Genomic DNA, 20547 nt, shown 5'->3' on the forward strand with positions numbered 1-20547 from the left:
TGGCGCGGTTTAAGATATTCAATAATATGAAATTTTAAATAGAGCGATTGTTTCTTCACTGGTTGAGGCGGCAGCAATGCTGATGCTGGGAGACAGGGTCGAACTCATCGACACCCACTGTCATCTGGACGTGGCCGATTTTGCTCACGACCGCGAGGCGGTGAGGTGGCGGAGCGGGGTGGCGGGCCTGGTGGGGATCGTCATCCCGGCGATCCATGCCGCAGGCTGGGCCGATCTGCTCGCGCTCTGTGCCGATTCATCGGCTGACGGTCCGGTGCTCTATCCCGCACTGGGGCTGCATCCGGTCTATCTGGATCAGCATGCCGATCAGGATCTTGCCGCGCTGGAGCGGACGGTGGCCGATCAGCGTCCGCTCGCCATTGGCGAAATCGGGCTCGACTTTTTCGTTCGCGACCTGGATCGCACGCGCCAGCAACGGTTATTTGAGTCGCAGTTGACGATTGCCCGCGACGCGCGCCTGCCGGTGCTGCTGCATGTGCGCAAGGCGCATGACGAGGTGCTGGCGATCCTGCGGCGCATCCGGGTGTGCGGCGGGATTGCCCATGCCTTCAACGGCAGTCTGCAACAGGCCCGGCAGTATCAGGATCTGGGATTCAAGCTCGGCTTCGGCGGCATGCTGACCTTCGAGCGTTCGGCGAAACTCAGACGGCTGGCGGCGGCGCTGCCCCTGGAATCCATCGTGCTGGAAACCGATGCGCCGGATATGACGGTCGCCGCGCACCGGGGCGAGCGCAACAGCCCCGAGTATCTGCCGGATGTGCTCGCCGCGCTCGCCCAGGTTCGCGAGTCGAACCCCTTCGATCTGGCGGCGCAGACCACGACCAATGCGCGCGAGGTGTTGGAGCTTGGGAAGTAATATTTCACATCGATCCATTGCCGGAGGTGTTCAATGGAGGCACTGAAGCTCAAGACCCTTGATGATCTGTTTCTGTCCCCGGACGAGCGGGTGGAATTGATCGGTGGAGACATCGTGCGCCGGCCAATGGCGCGGTTTGCCCACGGTCGCGCTCAGAACCGCACGGCGCTCACGCTCGGGCCTTTTGACGAGGGCGGGGGAAGCGGCGGCGGCTGGTGGTTCGCCACCGAGGTCAGCGTCGCCTACGAGATCCACGAGTGCCCGTCGCACGACCTCGCCGGCTGGCGCCGGGAGCGGTTGCCCCGGCTTCCTGAAGGCGTCATCGACCTGCCGCCGGACTGGGTCTGCGAGATCGTCTCGCCCGGACACGAGAGGAAAGACACCCTGGTTCTGCCACTGCTGCTCAAGCGGCATTGTGTGCCCGACTACTGGCTGATCTGGCCTGAGACGCGGACGCTGATCGCCTACCGGCTCGTCGATGGCGATTGGCGCGTGATGGCAACACTCGAAGGGAGTGGCAGCGCCCGCATCCCGCCCTTCGAGGCCATCGAGCTGGACCTGGATGCTCTGCTTGGCGCTGGATGAACCGACCCTGTTATGCCGAATCGCCAGCCTGATCATTGGGGTCGTGTTTCCCGAATGATTCGCTGGTATAGCGCAACACCCGCAGACTGTTGGACCAGTAGCCGCCGGGCAGGCCGGCCTTGCGCTTGAGATGCTCCAGAAAATCGACCGGATCGGGCAACTGCTCCCAGACCGATGGCAGGAAGGTGCCGCGATGCCTACGGTCCTGAAGGATGAGCCCATCGATTCCGGGTCGGATCTGGCTCAACAGTTCGGCTTCTGACGCAAATGTCAGTGGTTCGGCTGGAGTAAGGATCGAAATTTTCAGATCCAGTCCGGCGAACTCGGTGGGGCGCAGCCGGGGGAAGCGCGGATCCTCGAAAGCCGCTGCGAAGGCGTTGTGCGCCACATCCTCTACCAGCGGGCGGAAGGCCTCCAGCACGCCGATGCAGCCGCGCAGATTTCCCGCCATCTCAAGGGTGACGAAGGTGGCGCGGATCGCTCGCAGCGGCTGGGGATAATCCGCCGGATCCACTTCCAATGGGATGCCGCGTTCCAGTCCGTGCGCGATGGAGCGCGTGGCGATCTCCAGCAGGGTGCGACGCTGTTCGCCGTCATACTTCGCTGTGGTATCAATGAAAGACATAGGAGCCATACCCCACGACCCGATCCCGGTTGCCGGCGGTGTCGCCTGAATGGCGCAGATCCAGGGTTTGCGCCCGGAGTCCGCGCCGTTTCGCCAGTGTCAGCAGGCCATTGACCGGGTTGCGCCCGCAGGCCTGATCGCAGCCGATATCCTGCGGTTGCAGCGATTCGATGGCGGCAGAAGTGGCAGCGTCCAGGTTTCGGGCGGCCTGATCGTCCAGATAGTGGCTCAGATCGGAGCTGATGACGATGAGCGTCTCGGGACCGCCCCAAAGCAATTCCAGCACCTCGGCCACCATCTCCGGGCTGGCGTCGCCGACGACGAAGGGCGCCAGACTGAAGGCGTCCAGCATCCGTTGCAGGAAGGGGATCTGCACCTCCAGGCTATGTTCGAGCGCATGGGCCTCGTCCAGCAGCCGGACCTGGGGAAGCGCCAGCGCCCGTTCGATGGCAGGCCGGTTCAATGGCACCACGCCCAATGGGGTGGCAAAGTGGCCGGCACTGCTCGCCGCCAGTCCGTTGAAGGCGACCCGATGACTCGGTCCCATCAGCACCACCTGCGTGATGTGTTCCCGTGCCGCTGCCAGCGTGGCATAGGCGGTTGCGGCGATGGGACCGGAGTAGATGTAACCCGCATGTGGGACAATCAGCGCCTTGGGCGGCGGGGTCCGGGGCACGATGCCGTTCAGATAGCCGTCCAGTGCCCGTTTGAGTTCGTGCGGGTCGCCGGGATAGAAACGGTCGGCCACCGCCGGTTGTCGAATCGGCGACATGGGTAAGACCTCCCATACAGATCAGGGTGGATGGACATCGGTTTCATTGAACGCTGACCACGCCCAAAGGGCGTGTATTTCTACGTTACGATTTAAAGATACATCATGCGACATCTTACAATTGCCAGCGTCCTGATCTGCGCGACGATGGCCGTTCAAGCCGACGGGCGGACTGATTTTCTCGCCGCCGAACAGGCGCTCAAAAACGGCGACCGGGGGCGTTTCGAGCAGTTGTCGGCCAGTCTGCGCGATTACCCGCTCTATCCCTATCTGCGCTTCGCCGATCTGACGCGCAATCTGGATGCGGTCCCGGATGACGCCATTGAGTCCTTCATCGCCGACGACCCGGACTCCCAGCTTGCGAGTCGTCTGCGTCTGGCCTATCTGAGCCGTCTGGCGAAGGCGGGCCGGTGGTCGGACTACGTGCGTCTCTATCGGCCGGACGATTCGGTCGAGCGCCGCTGTCTCTTTCTGCATGCGCTGATCGAAAGCGGTCGCGCCGGCGAAGCGTTGCCGCAGATCGAACCTGTCTGGCTTGTGGGCCGCTCGCAGCCGGCCGCCTGCGATCCTGTTTTCACTACCTGGCGACAGACCGGCCAGTTGACGACCGCGCTGGTCTGGCAGCGGATCCGGCTGGCGATGGAATCCGGCGAGGTCAGTCTTGCCCGCACGCTGGGCAGGCTGCTGCCCGAGACCGAGCAGGTCTGGCACCAGCGGTGGCTGGCGGTCGATCAGGATCCCGCGCTGGTGCTGGATTCAGATCAGTTCAGCGAAAACCATCCGTTGCGGGCGGCGATCCTGGCCCATGGGATCGTCAGGCTGGCGTCGCGCGCACCGGATCGCGCCGCTCAGGCACTGACGCGCCTGAGCCACTGGCTGGAGGTCGATCAAGGGGCCAAAGACCGCGTCCATGCCGCCGTCGGTCGCGCCCTGAGCCGCACGGGTGATCGGCTGGGGCTGGCCTATTGGGACGGTCTGCGCGCGACCGGCGGGAATCTGCCCGAACAGGAGACACGGCTGCGTGCAGCCATCGACCTGAAGGCGTGGGACTGGCTGGTCAAATGGATCGCCGCCATGCCGGACGGCGAGGAGAAACGCGAACGCTGGCTCTATTGGCAGGGACGCGCCGAGGAACGGCTCGGGCGTGCGGTTGAGGCGCGGGCCAGCTTCGAGCAGGCGGCGGCTCAACGCAGCTTCTGGGGCTTCATGGCGGCGGATCGCATCAACCGGCCCTATCGTCTGGACCATGCGCCGACCCCGGCTGAACCGGCGCGGATTCGTCGGCTCGTCCAGAGTCCGGCGTTCCGGCGTATTCAGGAACTGCATCGACTGGAGCGGGAGACCGACATTCGCCGCGAATGGCGCGCCCTGACCCAGGATCTGGAACCGGCGGACCTGCTGGCGGCGGCCTATGTGGCCGATGCGCTGCGCTGGCACGATCAGGCCATCTTCACGCTGGCCCGCACCGGTTACTGGGACGACCTGGAACTGCGTTTTCCGCTCCGCTATCGCGATCTGGTGGCGGAGCAGGCCTGGCAGATCGGGATCGCTGACGACTGGATCTTTGCCGTCATGCGTCAGGAGAGCGTCTTCGCGCGCACGGTCGCCTCCGCCGCCGGAGCCATTGGTCTGATGCAGCTCATGCCCAAGACGGCGGCGGAGGTTGCGGCGGAACTGGGTCTGGGTACGCCCTCCCGTTGGGCGCTCTTTGATCCCGGTCTCAACATTGCGCTCGGCGCCAGCTATCTGGCGCGCATGCGGGATGGTTTCGGTCATGTCGCGCTGGCGACGGCGGCCTATAACGCGGGGCCGAGTCGGGTCAGGCGCTGGCTGCCCGAGAATTGCACCGAGGCGGATCTGTGGATCGCACGGATTCCCTTCACCGAAACCCGTGGCTACGTCGAACGGGTGCTGACCTATCGGGTGATCTATGCCGACCGGCTAGGTCTGGAGCCGATCCGGTTGCGCGATATGCTGCCGCCGGTGCCGGGGGCTGATTTTTGGCGTTCAAAATAATTGGTTCGATCGCGATGTCCATGCCGTTTCCCCGTTTTTTTTCATTGAGCGTGCGCAGCCTGCCGATGCTCGCGTTTGTTCTGATTCTGACGCCGCCTGCCGCAGCGCAGGAGACGATGGCGCAGGCCATGGGCAACGCGATTGCGCGGATGATGGAATCCATGGGCTTGACGCACATTGGCGGGCCCAATTCGGCGCTGTCGGGGTGGCCATCCGCCTTTGGCAACCTCTCGCTGCCGAGCGGAGGAGGGGCGATGCCCTGGGGCGGTTCGGTGCTGGAAGGGATCTGGGAGGACAACCAGGGCGGTCTGCTGATCGTCCAGGGGCGGTTCTATCGACTCTATGCGCTCGGTCGGGGCGCCATCGACGGTGAGATTCGCGTTGAGTCAAATCGCGTTGATCTGGCCAATCGACGGGAGAGCTTCATCCAGACCTTCGAGTTCGCCCTGGATGATGGCCGTCTGGCGCTGCGCAACCAGAGTGGTCAGGTGTTTCTTTACCGGCGGCTGGTGTTGGGGCGAGGGCGTTGAGCAGTCTGCTATTGCTTTTTTTACAGGGTGAATTGCCAGGAAAAGGCGTGAGACCTGATCTAAATTCAGTCTGTCAATCCGATTGGAGTTCAATCACGGAGACGCTGGGGTATCCGGGGCTGATGGATCAGGGCCGCATCATGCAACGCGCTGAAGGACCGACCTATACCACCACTGTCGCCAACGCCGGACGGCTTTGGCAAGGCAGCAACTTCACGGGTGGGTCGAGCGGTGGACCTTGGGTGGTGAATTTCTCGGGGCGCAATGCCTCACTTTCCGGTGGCACGGTGCCGAAACATGGCGGTGATCGGGGTCACATCCTGGGGGGCGGCTGACCCAAATGGTCGCAAGGATAACTACTCGTCTCAATTCCGCCAGAACTCTGCCTGTTCCAATGCCAGCTACTGAACCTATGGCGCTGACAACACTTTGAATTCGCGATGGATCAGAGGTGTCTGACGCGGCGTACCGCCAGAGCGATCAGACGTTTCCTTACTGGCGGCTGGCGCTTGAGTCGGCGCGCTTAAACAGACGCCGGAAGACCCATGTTCATCCACTTTAACTCAGATGATATTTTGTTGAGTAAAGTACTGGAAAAATCGTCGTCTCGGTATAAGCTCAAGTGCAGCGATCTGCTGGCTGTGTCGCTGCAAGAGTTTGCGTGATTCGAACCATCCTATCTTGAATCAATCGGGAAATGCCATGAAAAGCCCAAAATTATTATCTTTATCAATGCTTGGCGGCATATTGGCAATCAGTGGCGCGAACGCGGCACCGATACCGGGCGTGGTCTCGGAAGCGGATGTAACTGGAAATCAAAGGCAGGCAAACCCGCAGGCGATTGAGAATTACTGGACACCCGAGCGGATGCGACAGGCGCAACCGCGGCCTGTGCCGACGGTCATCGTCGATGAGCAATCTCTTGCCTACCCTCCCGATCCTCAGATGATTGATGGCGAGCCGGGATTTGTGCCCGGCTGTCCTCCAAAAGCGACGAATTGCGATACGCAACCACGCTCGCTGCCAATGAATGGCATCGACTCATCGACGGGGTCTTTTGAAGCCTTTGGGGATCAGATCAGCCCCATGCATGGCGCGAAACCGATCAATCCCAAAACGGGTCCTTATGGGCCTTTCCAGCGTTGGAGAGAGGCTGAACCGATCACGGCTTATCCGAAATCCGCCATTGGTAAACTGTTCTTCACTTTGGGAGGAAAGAATTTTGTTTGTTCGGCATCGGTCATCGGTCGCAGCACGGTTATCACAGCCGGCCACTGCAACTCGGATGGCAATGGCAAGTTTGCGACCAACCGGCTCTTCTGCCCAAGTTACAACGGCGCGCCACATCCGACACGCGATTGCTGGGCCGTCACGACGAGTGTTGTTGCCGCTCCCTGGCACAACGGGGGCGATCCCGATTATGACTATTCCTGTCTGGTCATGAACACTACCGGCAGAAAGATGGCCAGCAAGATCGGCAATGTGACCGGCACGCTGGGACGGGCTTGGAACTTTGCGCCGCAACAGGCGGAACGCACTTTTGGTTATCCGGCTGGAGCCCCGTTCAATGGGAATACGCTGCAAACAACGGCTTCCACTGAATGGTATACCCATGATTTTAGTTCAGGTGGTCAGGTTTCAAAGGTCATCGGCAGCGATCTGACCGGCGGTTCGAGCGGTGGCCCCTGGATCATCGGCTGGACGGGAGGACTCGCCGAAACGGCTGATACCGATGGGTCGGCTGACACGGATCCAGGGTCGAATTGGGTCAATGGCGTCAACAGCCATAAACGCTGTCTCGGCAGTTGTTTCACGCCGCCCACGACAACGAGCGGTACCTTCTGGCAGGAAATGACCTCGCCACCATTTAGTAAGACATCATCGGATAACAACGATTCGGAAGATGTCATCGCTATTTGTTTGGCGCATGCGAATAATCAGTAAAAACCGAGTTCAGTATGCGCTGCATGCCCCCTCCTCGGGTAGACCCGAGGAGGGTTGAAGTTGATGACATCTTCAAGCCTAAACGCAAAATGAAAATGATGCATGTCGCTCTGGACGTAGTTTAGACTTGACCCTGCGGACTACATCTGGAGAGAAACCATGAGAAATACCCTGATAAAATCTGCCGTGATGGTCACGGCGCTTTCGTCGGTCGCCTCCTTTGCACCAGCCGTTTTTGCTGATGGGGCGACTGTGCAGCAACAAGGTCAAATCACCACCTGGTCTGTCCCGAGTCAGCAGGCCAATGCCGCAGCAAACAGCATCGATTACGCCAGCGCACGCGCCATGCCCTTGCCTCAGGCGAATATCGATGTCTCCAGTCATGATCTGGCGACTGAGGAAGAGGTCGGCTCCTTTGGCTCTCCGGGTTCTGTCGGGGGCGCAACAGGAAACGGCAAACAAACGCCGGTTCGTCTGGTCCCGAAGGAACAGCTTAATCTGAACAGCCTTGAAGTGGATGAATCGCTGGATTTGGGTGGTGTCGCTCCATCTGAGTACGGCACGGGAAACCTCCCCTTTACCACGTCGCGGGTCGATTTGGTATCATCGCAAAACGTCTCAAAGCTTTATCCCTACTCGCCAGCCGGAAAGCTTTTTTTCAAAATAGGCAGCAGCAACTATATTTGTTCTGCCTCATTGATTAAGCGAGGGATTGCAGTGACGGCGGCGCATTGTGTTTCCGACTTCGGAAAGAAAAAATTCTTCACCAGCTTCAGTTTCGTTCCAGCCTATTATGATGGCGTTGCGCCCTATGGTGCCTGGTCAGTGACCAAGGTTCATGTCATGGCGTCCTATTTCAATGGAACGGACCCCTGCGCATCAGGCGCGAAGGGTGTTGTCTGCAAGAATGATATCGCCGTTTTGCAATTGACGCCAAAAAGCGGCGCCTATCCTGGAACCCAGACCGGTTGGTATGGCTATGGCTGGAATGGCTATGGTTTTACGGGCAGCGGGTTCACGGTAGGGAAGATCGCATTGATCAATCAGTTGGGTTATCCTCGTTCACATGATGGCGGGCGGCGGATGCAGCGCACGGATAGCGAGGGCTATATCAGTGGCAGCAGCAATGTCAATAACACGATCTGGGGTTCCCGGCAGACCGGCGGTTCGAGTGGCGGTCCTGAACTGGTCAATCTTGGAATCTCGGCTGTTCTGAGTGATGGCGTTACATTGGGATCAGAGGCCGGATTCAATCGGGTCATTGGCACCACAAGCTGGGGCTATACCAACCAGGCTGTTAAGTTGCAGGGAGCCAGTCCATTCCTTAGCACCAATATCGTGCCCTTGATGAACTTGGCCTGTGCAAGCAACAACCCGCGCTGCAAGTAGTTATCAGGATCCGCCGGGGCGTCTCCGTCCCGGTTTGCTCTAAACCGCCAGCCGCCACGCGACCGCCAGCAGCAGCAAGCCAAACAAGCGTTTCAGCAGATCGACCGGCAGCGCATGGGCGAGACGTGCCCCCAGTGGCGCTGTTGGCATGCTGGCGAGCAGCATGACCAACACCGCTGGCCAGTACACAAAACCGGTGCTGAGTTCAGGCAAGCCCGCGTGTCCCCAGCCAGCGACCATGAAACCGATGGCGCCCGCGATGGCAATCGGCAGACCGCAGGCGGCGGATGTCCCAACCGCCTGACGCATGTCGATCCCGCGTCCGTTCAGAAAGGGAACGGTCAGGGTGCCGCCGCCGATCCCCACCAGTGCCGAGAGCATCCCGATTCCGCCGCCGACGCCCCAGAGACCGACCCTGCCCGGCAGCGGACGGTTGTGCTGTGATCTGATCCGTATCAGCATCCGCATACCAATGAAAAGCAGAAAGACAGCAAAGATACGTTTCAGCCAGAGATCGGCGATCAGGGCTGCCAGTCCCGCCCCGGTCCAGGCGCCGATTACGATGCCCGGAGCCAGCCTGCCGGCCAGATCCCAGCGCACCCCGCCGCGTCGATGATGAGCATAGGCTGAGGCCGCGCCTGTGCCGATGATGGTCGCCAGTGAGGTGCCGACCGCCAGATGCGGGATCCAGTCGCCGCCAAGGTTCAGCGGGGTAAAGACCAGGATCAGCGCTGGCACCATCACCACCCCGCCGCCGATGCCAAACAAACCGGCCAGCAGGCCAGACAGGCTGCCGATGAACAGGTAGGCGGCGAACTCAACCATGTTTGTCGTCGGTCTCTTCGGTTTCGATGGCGGCGGCGCTGTAGCGCTGGCTGAAGCGGATGATGAGGATGGCGAGACTGACCAGCAGGATGGCGCCGCTTTCGTAGATGAGATTTTCGGGGGCGATGTTCTTGCCCTGAAGCACGATCAGTCGCGAGAGCGCGGTGACGGCGATGAACATGGGATAGGTAAAGGGTACCGAACGTCTGACGAAATAGACATTCGCCATCGCCATGATTTCGATGAAGATGAACATCAGCAGCAGATCTTCGAGCCTGACCTCGCGGTTGGCAGCGATCTCCAGGAGGATCTGACCGATGCCGACCAGCGCCAGTCCGCCGACGCCGACCAGCACCAGTTTTTCGACATAATGAAAGAGGATCGAGAGCCAGCGGTCGATGGGTTGTTGTGGCGCCATGATGGGAGTCTCCGGGCAGGGCGGCGGGCGGTCAGGAATGGCTCAATGGGGTCGGCGACCAGGGGTTTCCAGTCGTCGCTTTCAGTCAGTCCAGGTCGTGTCCGGTGCCATTCAAGGTGCTGCGTTTTCTCCCGCTGCGGTCCCACTCACGCGCGGCGCCCCTGCCACAGCCGTCTGAAATCGAACTCGATCTTGCAGCCCGACAGATCGAATGACAGGGATTCGTCGTAAAAATCGCCAACCTTGCGGTATTGGCCATCGATCAGCCGATAGACCTTTGCCCTGGACGCCGCTGGATCCACCACCACATACCAGCGCACACCTTCCTCGCCATAGAGCTGAAACTTGGTGTACTCGTCACGCCGGGCGGTCGCTGGTGAGAGCACCTCGAAGATCAGATCCGGGGCACGGGTCAGGCGGTCGCCGACGGGCTCGAAGCAGATGACGATGACATCGGGGCGCACCACCGTATCCTGCGAGAACTCGACATCGATCTCGTAGAGGGCTTCACAGTTGGGACAGTCACCCAGCGCCTCGTCAAGCTGGAGGACGATGCGCTTGGCGATCCGCTGATGCTGGATGACTGGCGATGGCGACATCGCCAGGGGCATGCCGTGGATCAGCTCCCAGTCGCCCTCCCACCGGCGGTAATCCTCGACGCTGTAATGTTCGATCAGTGATTGTGCAGGCATGGCCTGAGTCCCTTGATGTGATGGCGGAAGCGCGCTCAATCATTGCGCGCGCTTCCCAAACTGGCAAGCGCGCCGGTCATCTCACAAGGCGGCGATCCTGTCGCGCTGAGTTTGCAGATTGGCGATGGCCGCCGCATGCTCAGCGAGCTTGGCGCGCTCCTTATCGACCACTGCCACCGGGGCCTTATCGACGAAGGCTGGATTGGCGAGCTTGGACTCGGTGCGGGCGATATCGTCGGTCAGCCGCGCGATCTCTTTGTCGAGACGTTTGAGCTCGGCGTCCTTGTCGATCAACCCGGCCATCGGGATCAGGATTTTCATCGCCCCGACCAGGGCGATGGCCGACTCGGGCGCCTGCGATTCGTCATCAAGCACGCCGATCGACTCGGTGCGGGCGAGGAAATCCAGATAGGGTCGCGCCGTCTCCAGCCACTGCCGCTCCTGCCCGGAGGCATTGGCGACCAGCACCGGCAGCGGTTTGCCGGGCGCGATGTTCATCTCGCCCTTGATGCGTCGGATGCCCAGGATGCACTGCTTGACCCAGTCGATCTCACCGACCGCCTGAGCGTCGTCGGCGGCGGGATCCTGAATGGGGTAGGGCGCGAGCATGATGGTGTCCCCATCGACACCCGTCAGCGGTTTGATCTTCTGCCAGATTTCTTCGGTGATGAAGGGCATGATGGGGTGCGCCAGACGCAGCAGGGTTTCGAGCGTGCGCACCAGGGTCTGACGGGTGCCACGTCTGGCGGCGTCGCTCGCCTGCTCGCCGGTCAGTACCGGCTTGGACAGCTCCAGATACCAGTCGCAGAACTCGTTCCAGGTGAAGTCGTAAATGGCCTGCGCGGCGAGATCGAAGCGATAGCTCTCGATGGCGCTGGTGACGGTGACGACCGTGGCATTCAGGCGGGCGCGGATCCAGCGGTCGGCGGCGCTCAATTCGATGGGTTCAGACCCCAGGCCGCAATCCTGACCCTCGGTGTTCATCAGCACGTAGCGCGAGGCGTTCCAGAGCTTGTTGCAGAAGTTGCGATAGCCCTCGGTGCGGCCCAAGTCGAACTTGATGTCGCGTCCGGTGGTAGCGAGCGCGGCGAAGGTGAAGCGCAGTGCATCGGTACCGAAGGCGGGGATGCCGTCGGGGAAATCCTTGCGGGTGTCCTTCGCGATCTTGGCTGCCAGGTGCGGCTGCATCATACCCTTGGTGCGTTTCTCGACCAGGGTCTCCAGCTCGATACCGTCGATCAGATCGATGGGGTCGAGGACGTTACCCTTGGACTTGGACATCTTGTCGCCGTGGGCGTCGCGCACCAGTCCATGGATGTAGACCTCGCGGAAGGGTACGTCACCCATGAACTTGAGCCCCATCATGATCATCCGCGCGACCCAGAAGAAGATGATGTCGAAACCCGTGACCAGCACCGAGGTTGGATAGAAGGTCTTGAGCCGCTCGGTGTCTTCAGGCCAGCCGAGTGTGCTGAAGGGCCAGAGCGCGGAGCTGAACCAGGTATCGAGCACGTCTTCGTCCTGGCGCAGCGCAACCTCGGGACCGAAGCCGTGTTGCTCGCGGACCTCCTGCTCGGAGCGCCCGACATAGACATTGCCTTCCAGGTCATACCAGGCCGGGATGCGATGTCCCCACCAGATCTGGCGGCTGATGCACCAGTCCTGGATGTTGCGCATCCACTCGAAATAAGTGTTCTTCCAGTTGTCGGGGACGAAGCGGATGTCGCCATTCTCGACCGCTCTGATCGCCGGCTCGGCGAGCGGCTGCACCCGCACATACCACTGATCGGTCAGATAGGGCTCGATGACTGCGCCCGAGCGGTCGCCGCGCGGCTGCTGGAGCTTGTGATCCCTGACTGCCGCCAGCAGGCCGAGCGATTCCAGATCGGCGACGATGCGCTTGCGGGCCTCGTAACGGTCGAGCCCGATATAGGCGGACGGCAGCAACTGGCCTTCTTCCGGTTCGTTGTCGCGGATGGCGGCATCCGGCGTGAAGATGTTGATGAGTCCGCCATGCGGCTGCTCGGCGATGGCGATCTCGTCGCGATGACGCAGCCAGACCTGATGGTCGTTGAAATCGTGCGCCGGGGTGATCTTGACGCAGCCGGTGCCGAACTCGGGGTCGGCGTGCTCGTCGGCGATGATGGGGATGCGCCGTCCGGTCAGCGGCAGCTCGACGAATTCGCCGATCAGGTGTCTGTATCGCTCGTCTTCGGGATTGACCGCGACCGCGCAGTCGCCCAGCATGGTCTCGGGGCGGGTGGTGGAGACGACCAGATAGCGGGGACCATCGACGCCCGGCGGCAGGATCAATGGGTAACGCATCTCCCACATGAAACCGCTTTCTTCCTCGGACAGCACCTCCAGATCCGAGACCGCCGTGTGCAGCACCGGATCCCAGTTCACCAGCCGTTTGCCGCGATAGATCAGACCTTCTTCATAGAGACGGACGAAGACCTCGCGCACTGCCTCAGACAGACCCTCGTCCATGGTGAAGCGCTCATGCGCCCAGTCCAATGAGGAGCCCATGCGTCGGAGCTGGCGGGTGATGGTGCCGCCGGATTCGGCCTTCCACTCCCAGATCCGCTCGATAAAGGCGTCGCGTCCGTAGTCGTGGCGAGTCTTGCCCTCGGCCTCAATCAGCCGTTCCACGACCATCTGCGTGGCGATGCCCGCGTGGTCGGTACCGGCCTGCCAGAGTGTTTGCTGGCCCTGCATCCGGTGATAACGGATCAGGGCATCCATGATGGTATCCTGGAAGGCATGACCCATGTGCAGACTGCCGGTGACGTTCGGCGGCGGGATCATGATGCAATAGGCGCTGTCCCCATCGCTGTTGGCGGTCGCGGGTGGCGCGAAATGGCCCTGCTCCTCCCAGTTGCGATACCAGTGGGCTTCCAGTGTGTGTGGGTCGTAGTGTTTATCCAGCATGGGGCTCGGGCTCGTGATCGGACGCTTGCGAAATGGCGGAGTATAACGGATGGGCGGTCAGTGCCTGTCCTGGCGGTCAGCGGAGGTTGGGCAGGCCGGCGGCCCTGGCAACGGCATCCACGATCTGAACCTGCGTTTCCTCGGACAGATAGGGGTGCATCGGCAGACTGATGACCCGTTTGGCAATCGCCGCGCTGATCGGCGTTTCCTCTGCGACCAGACCGACATGAAACACCGGCTGTTCATTCAGTGGCACCGGATAGTGCACGGCGGTCGGGATGCCCTGTTGCTGGAGCTGCGCGGCGACGGCATCCCGATCAGGCACCTGAATGGTGTACTGGGCGTAGACGGACAGATTCTCCGGCTGGATGAAAGGGGTGAGCACCGACGCCCCGCCCGCAGCGCTCGACGCCGCTCCCCGCTCATGAAAAAGCTGCGTATAGCGTGCGCCGATCGCTGAACGAGCGGCGATTTCATCGGGGAAGATAGCCAGTTTGGCGAGCAGGATCGCGGCCTGTAAGGTATCGAGCCGTCCATTCACGCCCAGACGCGGGTGATGGTAGCGCCGATCCTGACCGTGGTTGAGGATTTCGCGCATCCGTTTGGCCAGATCCGCGTCGTCAGTGAAACAGGCGCCGGCGTCTCCATAGGCGCCCAAGGGTTTGGACGGGAAAAAGGAGGTGCAGCCGATGCGCGACAGCCCGCCCGAGCGTCGCCCTTTATAACCTGCGCCAAAGCTCTGCGCCGCGTCTTCGATGACCGGCAGCCGATGATGTGCCGCGACGGCATTGATGGCGTCCAGGTCGGCGCACTGTCCGTACAGCGACACCGGCATGATGGCGCGGGTGCGCCCGGTGATGGCCCCTTCGATCTGCGCGGGATCCAGGTTATAGGTGGCCGGGTCGATGTCCACGAAGACCGGACGCGCACCGAGCAGGGCGATCATCTCGCCGGTGGCGATGAAGGTGAAAGGGGAGGTGATGACCTCATCGCCCCGTCCGATCTCCAGCGCCATCATGGCGATCAGCAGGGCGTCGGTTCCGCTCGACATCCCGATGCAGTGAGAAACGCCGACAAACTCGGCCAGTCGCGTCTCCAGCTCCCCGACCTCCGGCCCCATGATGTACTGGCCGTGATTGAGTACCGACTGGATTCGGGACTGAACGTCCGGTTCAATCCGACTGTATTGTGATTTCAAATCGATAAATTGCATGGATATCGCCTGTTGTGGGGGTGGCGGGTAGCGGATCCTGTCGGAGTTGCGCCCGCACAGATTGGAACGCCCGCCATGGCAGATGTCCAGACCCAGCATCAACCTTCCGCACCACAGAATCCATGGTCGGTTTAGACTGAGCACTCCTGGCTGTTGCCGGACGGATTCGTCAAGGCGGCGGCCCATGATCCAGACATTTCCGCCAACAGAGCCTGATTCGGGAGATTGTTCATGCAGCAGACCCACTCTTGTCTTGCCGTCGCGATGATGGTCGTGGCGTTATCCGGCGCGGTCAGCGCGGCTGAACCGGTTGCGGAGTCGCCAGACCGCCAGCCGGTCAATCTCGCAGGCCGTGGCTGGCAACTGGTTGGCTACCAGTCGGCCAATGGACTGGTCGAGATCGCCGCCAATGCCGGGGTGACGCCTTTTCGCTTCGAGGACGGACAGGTTTCCGGTCGCGCTGGCTGCAATCAGTTCTCCGGATCCTACACCCTCGATGGTGACAGGCTCGTCATCGGGGCCAGTATGGCCTCGACCATGATGGCCTGCCCCGAACCACTGATGCAGCAGGAGCAGGCGGTCATCGCTGCGCTGACAGCGGCGAAAACTGTTCGTCAGAGTGGCGAACGGCTGGAATTGCTGGATGACACGGGTGTGACATTGCTTGTCTGGCGGGCGCTTCCGGCATCGCCGCTGGTGGACAATGTCTGGATGCTCGAAGCCTATCGGCATGACCGGCAGGGGCTGGTTGCACCCATGGAAAACACCCAAATCAGTCTGGATTTCCATGATCAGGGTACGCTCAACGGCTCCGATGGCTGCAATCGCTATGTCAGCGGCTATGTGCTGGAGTCTGGCCGTCTGCGCATCGGTCCCCTCGCGACGACCCGCATGGCCTGTCGGGGGCCGGACGCGGTGGCTGAACAGGCCACTGCTTACGCCAATGCCCTGAGCCTCGTATCCGGCTACCGGATCGAAGGCCCCAGACTGACGCTCATCGACGCTAAGGGCGAGGTTGTCGCGCGCTTCCAGGCACGGAGCGATTGAGCCAGTCGTGCGATCATTTGCCCCACAGCACATGATCGATATATTCCTTGATCCTGCCATGACCAGGGGTGCCGACGGTGGTGAATTGCAGACTGGTGCGATAACGCCCCTGGTTGCTTTTTGCACGCAGCACCCTGGCATAGACCTCCGCCGCCTGACCCGTGCCGAGTTCCGGCGTCAACGACATGAGGATCTCGGAATAGGTGGGCAGGATCAGCGGCAGATCGGCGCTCATGCCGTCATAACTCATGTCGTTGACCTGGCCGACGAAGCGCTCGGCGAGGATCCGCTTGGATTCGACCTTGCGGAACAGGATCGGGAAATCGACCTGGATCCGGGGCGATCTGCGGATCTCGATCTCAGGTACCGCCAGCGTTTCGGGATAGGTGACGGCCTTGAGTTCGTAGAGTGTGACCGGATTCGTCTTGCCCTTGACGAGCACGTCATTGACCGCGCCGATCTCGATCTGATCGCGTGCGCCTCGATAACTGGCCTCGCTGATCAAGACCTGACCGCGCAGGCTGTAACCTTCGATGCGGGCCGCGAGATTGACCGGATCCCCGATGGCGGTGTACTCGCTGTGGAAAGGCGAGCCGAAACTGCCGGCCATGACCTTGCCGGTGCTGATGGCGATGCCCGCGTAGAGACTCGGTTCATCGTTCTCCTCACTGGCGGCGTTGAGTTTCACCATGGCCCGCTGGATCTCGACCGCGCAGACCAGCGCCCGCAGGAGATCGTCGGCGCGACGCACCGGGGCGCCGAACAGCGCCATGACCGAATCGCCCATGAACTTATCGATGAATCCGCCATGACGCACAATCGTCTGCGCCGTCAGGTGGTAGAAACGGTTCAGCGCCCCGACCAGGGCGGCCGTCGGCAATGACTCCATGAGCGCCGTGAAGCCACGCAGATCGGCGATCAGGATGGTTGCCTCGGTTTCGCGGATGGGTTGCGATTCCAGTAGAAACCCGTCCAGGGCGGTCAGAGGCTCGCCCGGTGCGACATCGAACTGCCGACGGGATGTCGGCCCGGACAGATCCTGGAGCACTCCGGCTGCATCGGAAACAAACGGCTGACGGTCGTGGTGTTGCATGGCTGCGCGATCTCCATCCGGGTAAAACTGATTGATATCGTGGATCCCTTGACGCCGCATGACAGTATATGACCTGGCCTCGTTGCCATCCTGGCGCTTTTTGGGAGTCAGGGCGAAGGCAGGGTCGAGCCAAACCCGCTATAGTTGTGCGCTCGAAATCGGTCGCTATTCGCCCCGGAGCACTTCGCATGCAGAACAACGCGCGCGCCAGACAAAACCCTGACGTCGCCACCCATCCCCGGCGAAGGCTGATCTACAACCTCCTGGCCTGGCTCTGTTTCGGCCTCGGCTTCGTCGGCATGGTCGTGCCCCTGATGCCGACGACGGTTTTCTGGATCGCCGCCGCCTGGCTGTGGCTGCGCAGCAAGCCGCAACGGGTGCGCTTTCTGGTGGAGCATCCGCATTTTGGGGCCTCCATTCGCGGCTTTCTCGAACATGGCGAGATCTGCCGCACCGGCAAAATCGCCGCTATTGGCGGCATGGCCGGCAGTTACCTGATCTGGTTCGGACTCGTCCAGCCCGGCTGGGTGACCGCCGTCCTGGTCGCCACCATCCTCGCCTCGGTGGCGCTCTGGATCGGCACCCGCCCGGACAGCCAGCGTCCGCCTGCTTCATCTGTCGCGGTGACGCTCGATCTGAGCTCCCTGGCGCGCGTCCAACCGGCGGCGAAACCACCTGCCGATCCCTCGGGCTAGGGCATGCGGACCATCCTGCTGCTTGATAACGGCTCGCGCCGGGCCAACTCCATTCTGAATCTGCGGCGACTCGCCGGGCGGCTGGCCGAGCGGATCGGCGAGCCGGTCCATCCGGTCTCATTGCTGCATGCCGATCAGATCCCTCCCGCGCAGCTCGACGATCAACCCGCTGACATCCTTGCCCCCAGCCTTCGACGCCTGCTCACCGAAGGCGTCCGCGATCTGGTGCTGATCCCACTGTTCTTCGGTCCCAGCCGTGCACTTTCCGCCTTCGTCCCCGAGACCGCCGCCGCGCTGGCCGACGAATTCGGTCCCTTTCGGCTCCGCATCGCCCCCGAGCTCTGTCCATTGCCGGCTGGCGAACCGCGTCTGGTTGACATCCTCACCGATCATATCCGACAGACCGCCGAATCGGCAGGCTTCATGCCGCTTCGTGTGGTTCTGGTCGATCATGGGTCGCCCCTCCCAGCCGTGACGGCGGTGCGCCGCTGGCTGGGCGACGAGTTGAGGCAACGGCTGGGACGGGAGATGCGGATCGATGAGGCGGCGATGGAGCGGCGCGCGGGAGTGGAATACGACTTCAACGGGGAACTGCTGGAAGATCAGTTGCGTCGTCTGGCCGACGCCGACCCGATGACGCCCATCGTCCTGGCCATGCTCTTTCTCTCCGCCGGTCGTCATGCCGGTCCGGGTGGCGATATCGACGCGATCCGCACGCGGATCGAGGCCGATTATCCCGGTCTGCGGATTCATCCCTCGCCGCTGGTCGGCAGTCATCCGGGACTGATTGAGATTCTGGTGTCGCGGCTGAAGCAGACGGGCCGGCTCTAAACCGCGTCCAGCATCAATCCAAATTCAGCCTGAAGCGGCGAAACCCGCTCCAGCACTGCAACAGCAGCCAGCTCTGGAGCAGCGACGCAAGGATGAGCGCCAATCCGCCGGGTCGCGTCAGGCCGATTCCGGGCCAGGCCGCTGCCGCCGCCAATAACCCCAGCGCCACCAGATAGACGCCGAACTGAATCCGCGCCTGGGTCTCCGGGATGAAGCTCTGCATGTGCGGCAACCGCACACTGAAGCGGCGCATCGCGACCTGACGGTGCTGGAGATGGAACCAGCTCAGAAAGGGCATGATCTTGAACAGCATGCCGCTCGGCAGACCGACACCGACGCCAACCAGGAGCAACACGCCGGTCAATTCAGCCCGACCGCCGGTCAGCCAGACGAGTGCCGCCAGCATGGCGGCGAGCATTGCCGAGCGCCAGTAGAGCAGCGTGACATCGAGCCGTGGTCGCTCGCGGCGGTGCTGGCGGTCGAGCGTGGCGGCGGCGAAGACGACGAAGATGATCGCTGACAGCCCCATGCCCCGGATGGCGAGGTCGGTCCGACCGGTCGCCGTCAGAACCGTCGCGGCCAGCAGGCCAATGGCGGCAAGCGGCGCAGCCCAGCGCATCAGCCAGGACGGATAAGAGGGTGTGACATGGAACATGGGCACGACCTGATAGCCCACGCCCATGATGAGGATCCCGGCCCAGCCCAGCAGTCCCCAGCCGAGATGCAGATCCACCCAGCCGGCAAATCCCGACAGACTGGAACCGCCTGCCAGCACGGCGACCAGCATGAGTCCGAGCAGGGCCGTGACCGTCAGCGCGGCGAGCGCCAGACGCATGGCGATGACCGTCTGTCGCACGCCTTGGGCGCGCCAGAGCGCCATGCCCACCGCGACGATCAGGATTGTCAGACCCAGACCGAGCGCACCCGCGCCCGTCGTCAGCCAGATCACACCGCCCCACCGGAATCCGGCGGAGAGCGAGAGCGTTCCCAGAATCAGGAGCATCTGCGTGGCGCGACCGATCGCCACCACGCGCGGCACCGGTGAGCCGGCGAGCACCGGGAGCATCTGTAACAGCGCGCCGCACATGATCTGGGTGAGAAAGCCCAGCGCCAGCAGATGGGTGACGGCCAGTGCCACCGGGGTCCAGCGCGAGACCAGAACCGCTTCGCCCTGCCACAGCAGCAGACCGCCAGCGAGTGCGGCAAAGAGCGGTGCCACCAGAAAGAAGGCAAAGGGCACACCGATTGGCGGCGCCTGATCCAGGCTGAGTCCGGCGGTTTTCAATCCGGTTGCCCCTCGTCCGACTCGCGGCGGGAAGGTGGCGCCTCGCGCGGCCAGATCAGGATCTCGAAGCGGTCATCCTGTCCCTGTGTCCGCCAGTCATAGCCCATGCGTTTGAGCAGATCGTAAAGCGGAAAAGGCTCGCGCCGGTGCAGGACGCAGAGCGGCTCACCGGCTGGCAGATCGGCGAGCGCGTCGAGAATGCGCTCCAGCGGCTCGGGCGGTTCCAGCCGGCGGACGTCCAGAACCGGGACCATTGCCAGCTCAGACATCGGCGATGGCCGTGGCGAACTCCGCCGCGCGCCCGGTCAGCGCGTTATCGGCCAGGGGATAGAGCACGCCTTCTTCCTTGTGATTGTGCTGCTGCACCAGGAAATGCAGGGTCTCCAGAATCCCCTGACAGGCAGTCTGGTCGCGGATAGCGACCGCTTCGCCGAGTTCAGCGAAAAGTTGGCGCATCTGCGCATGCTCGCCGCGCATGACGTCGATGGGCTGTTCGGCCATCGGCAAGACTTGCGCCAGCGCCGGAAACAGCGACTCTTCTTCCTGGGCGAAGTGATGGTTCATGGCATCGATGAGCGTTTCTGCGGCGGTGCTGATCACGCTCCAGTCGCTGTCCCCAAGACGGGTTTCGACGGCGGCGAGCAGATGGTCGCAGCGATGATGATCCTGGGTGAAGGCGTCGGCGATAATGGGCGGCATGGTGTGAAAATCCGGTCTGACAGAATGCAGGAGGCGGCGATTCTGCGGTCCGCGCATCGCCCGCGCCTTGATCTGGATCA

The 20547-nt window shown here is 62.1% G+C and carries 21 protein-coding genes; 10 read left to right on the forward strand and 11 right to left on the reverse strand.

Annotated features, from left to right (window positions below):
* Positions 1 to 76 precede the first annotated feature (76 nt).
* Together EDC35_RS10970 and EDC35_RS10975 are read left to right on the forward strand one after the other, a co-directional pair.
* A complete protein-coding gene (locus EDC35_RS10970; protein ID WP_243651624.1) occupies positions 77 to 877 on the forward strand; it encodes a TatD family hydrolase in 801 nt (266 codons plus the stop codon).
* A 33-nt stretch (positions 878 to 910) separates the two neighbouring features.
* On the forward strand, positions 911 to 1462 hold the full coding sequence (locus EDC35_RS10975; RefSeq protein WP_132977301.1) for a Uma2 family endonuclease: 552 nt from the start codon (positions 911 to 913) through the stop codon (positions 1460 to 1462).
* 10 nt (positions 1463 to 1472) lie between these two features.
* On the opposite strand, the gene amrA is transcribed toward EDC35_RS10975, so the two are convergent.
* Both amrA and amrB read right to left on the reverse strand, forming a co-directional pair.
* On the reverse strand, positions 1473 to 2096 hold the full coding sequence (gene amrA, locus EDC35_RS18560; protein ID WP_165903415.1) for an AmmeMemoRadiSam system protein A: 624 nt from the start codon (positions 2094 to 2096) through the stop codon (positions 1473 to 1475).
* A complete protein-coding gene (gene amrB / locus EDC35_RS18565; RefSeq protein ID WP_165903416.1) occupies positions 2074 to 2859 on the reverse strand; it encodes an AmmeMemoRadiSam system protein B in 786 nt (261 codons plus the stop codon). The genes amrA and amrB overlap by 23 nt, the downstream gene beginning before the upstream one ends.
* 105 nt (positions 2860 to 2964) lie before the next feature.
* Here amrB and EDC35_RS10985 point away from each other — a divergent pair, with 105 nt between their 5' ends.
* The 5 genes from EDC35_RS10985 (at position 2965) to EDC35_RS11005 (ending at position 8738) form a co-directional block, all read left to right on the forward strand.
* Complete coding sequence (locus EDC35_RS10985; RefSeq protein ID WP_132977302.1) at positions 2965 to 4875, forward strand: transglycosylase SLT domain-containing protein; 1911 nt, start codon at positions 2965 to 2967, stop codon at positions 4873 to 4875.
* A 20-nt stretch (positions 4876 to 4895) separates the two neighbouring features.
* Positions 4896 to 5405: a hypothetical protein gene (locus tag EDC35_RS10990; protein WP_132977303.1), complete on the forward strand. Its 510-nt coding sequence runs from the start codon at positions 4896 to 4898 to the stop codon at positions 5403 to 5405.
* A 140-nt stretch (positions 5406 to 5545) separates the two neighbouring features.
* Positions 5546 to 5740, forward strand: coding sequence for a hypothetical protein (locus EDC35_RS10995; protein WP_132977304.1), 195 nt, complete (start codon positions 5546 to 5548; stop codon positions 5738 to 5740).
* 367 nt (positions 5741 to 6107) lie between these two features.
* On the forward strand, positions 6108 to 7349 hold the full coding sequence (locus EDC35_RS11000) for a trypsin-like serine peptidase (RefSeq protein WP_132977305.1): 1242 nt from the start codon (positions 6108 to 6110) through the stop codon (positions 7347 to 7349).
* A gap of 159 nt (positions 7350 to 7508) precedes the next feature.
* Positions 7509 to 8738, forward strand: coding sequence for a trypsin-like serine peptidase (locus EDC35_RS11005; RefSeq protein ID WP_207896189.1), 1230 nt, complete (start codon positions 7509 to 7511; stop codon positions 8736 to 8738).
* 39 nt (positions 8739 to 8777) lie between these two features.
* Here EDC35_RS11005 and EDC35_RS11010 read toward each other — a convergent pair whose 3' ends face one another.
* The 5 genes from EDC35_RS11010 to EDC35_RS11030 form a co-directional block, all read right to left on the reverse strand.
* A complete protein-coding gene (locus EDC35_RS11010) occupies positions 8778 to 9563 on the reverse strand; it encodes a sulfite exporter TauE/SafE family protein (RefSeq protein WP_132977306.1) in 786 nt (261 codons plus the stop codon).
* Positions 9556 to 9981, reverse strand: a complete 426-nt coding sequence (locus EDC35_RS11015) for a phosphate-starvation-inducible protein PsiE (protein ID WP_132977307.1) — start codon at positions 9979 to 9981, stop codon at positions 9556 to 9558. The genes EDC35_RS11010 and EDC35_RS11015 overlap by 8 nt, the downstream gene beginning before the upstream one ends.
* Before the next feature lie 146 nt (positions 9982 to 10127).
* Complete coding sequence (locus EDC35_RS11020) at positions 10128 to 10673, reverse strand: Uma2 family endonuclease (RefSeq protein WP_132977308.1); 546 nt, start codon at positions 10671 to 10673, stop codon at positions 10128 to 10130.
* Between the two features lie 81 nt (positions 10674 to 10754).
* Positions 10755 to 13604 carry a valine--tRNA ligase gene (locus tag EDC35_RS11025; RefSeq protein ID WP_132977309.1) on the reverse strand — a complete coding sequence of 950 codons (2850 nt, stop codon included), beginning with the start codon at positions 13602 to 13604 and terminating at the stop codon, positions 10755 to 10757.
* A gap of 76 nt (positions 13605 to 13680) precedes the next feature.
* The gene (locus EDC35_RS11030) at positions 13681 to 14817 is read right to left on the reverse strand and encodes a DegT/DnrJ/EryC1/StrS family aminotransferase (RefSeq protein WP_207896190.1); all 1137 of its coding nucleotides are present in this window, start codon (positions 14815 to 14817) and stop codon (positions 13681 to 13683) included.
* Positions 14818 to 15048: 231 nt separating this feature from the next.
* On the opposite strand from EDC35_RS11030, the gene EDC35_RS11035 reads away from it, so the two are divergent.
* Positions 15049 to 15864, forward strand: a complete 816-nt coding sequence (locus EDC35_RS11035) for an META domain-containing protein (RefSeq protein WP_132977310.1) — start codon at positions 15049 to 15051, stop codon at positions 15862 to 15864.
* A 13-nt stretch (positions 15865 to 15877) separates the two neighbouring features.
* On the opposite strand, the gene EDC35_RS11040 is transcribed toward EDC35_RS11035, so the two are convergent.
* On the reverse strand, positions 15878 to 16957 hold the full coding sequence (locus EDC35_RS11040; protein WP_132977311.1) for an adenylate/guanylate cyclase domain-containing protein: 1080 nt from the start codon (positions 16955 to 16957) through the stop codon (positions 15878 to 15880).
* 188 nt (positions 16958 to 17145) lie between these two features.
* Here EDC35_RS11040 and EDC35_RS11045 point away from each other — a divergent pair, with 188 nt between their 5' ends.
* Together EDC35_RS11045 and EDC35_RS11050 are read left to right on the forward strand one after the other, a co-directional pair.
* On the forward strand, positions 17146 to 17652 hold the full coding sequence (locus EDC35_RS11045) for a YbaN family protein (RefSeq protein ID WP_132977312.1): 507 nt from the start codon (positions 17146 to 17148) through the stop codon (positions 17650 to 17652).
* A gap of 3 nt (positions 17653 to 17655) precedes the next feature.
* The gene (locus EDC35_RS11050) at positions 17656 to 18483 is read left to right on the forward strand and encodes a sirohydrochlorin chelatase (RefSeq protein ID WP_132977313.1); all 828 of its coding nucleotides are present in this window, start codon (positions 17656 to 17658) and stop codon (positions 18481 to 18483) included.
* Positions 18484 to 18496: 13 nt separating this feature from the next.
* Here the strand turns inward: EDC35_RS11050 and EDC35_RS11055 are convergent, their stop codons facing one another.
* The 3 genes from EDC35_RS11055 to EDC35_RS11065 are packed head-to-tail and all read right to left on the reverse strand — an operon-like array spanning position 18497 to position 20467.
* On the reverse strand, positions 18497 to 19768 hold the full coding sequence (locus EDC35_RS11055) for a hypothetical protein (RefSeq protein WP_132977314.1): 1272 nt from the start codon (positions 19766 to 19768) through the stop codon (positions 18497 to 18499).
* Positions 19765 to 20037: a DUF2249 domain-containing protein gene (locus EDC35_RS11060; RefSeq protein ID WP_132977315.1), complete on the reverse strand. Its 273-nt coding sequence runs from the start codon at positions 20035 to 20037 to the stop codon at positions 19765 to 19767. The genes EDC35_RS11055 and EDC35_RS11060 overlap by 4 nt, the downstream gene beginning before the upstream one ends.
* Entirely contained in the window at positions 20030 to 20467 is a 438-nt protein-coding gene (locus tag EDC35_RS11065; protein ID WP_132977316.1) for a hemerythrin domain-containing protein, read from the reverse strand. The genes EDC35_RS11060 and EDC35_RS11065 overlap by 8 nt, the downstream gene beginning before the upstream one ends.
* Positions 20468 to 20547: the final 80 nt, after the last annotated feature.

Origin of the sequence: Thiobaca trueperi, from assembly GCF_004342175.1 — a bacterium.
GTDB lineage: Bacteria > Pseudomonadota > Gammaproteobacteria > Chromatiales > Chromatiaceae > Thiobaca > Thiobaca trueperi.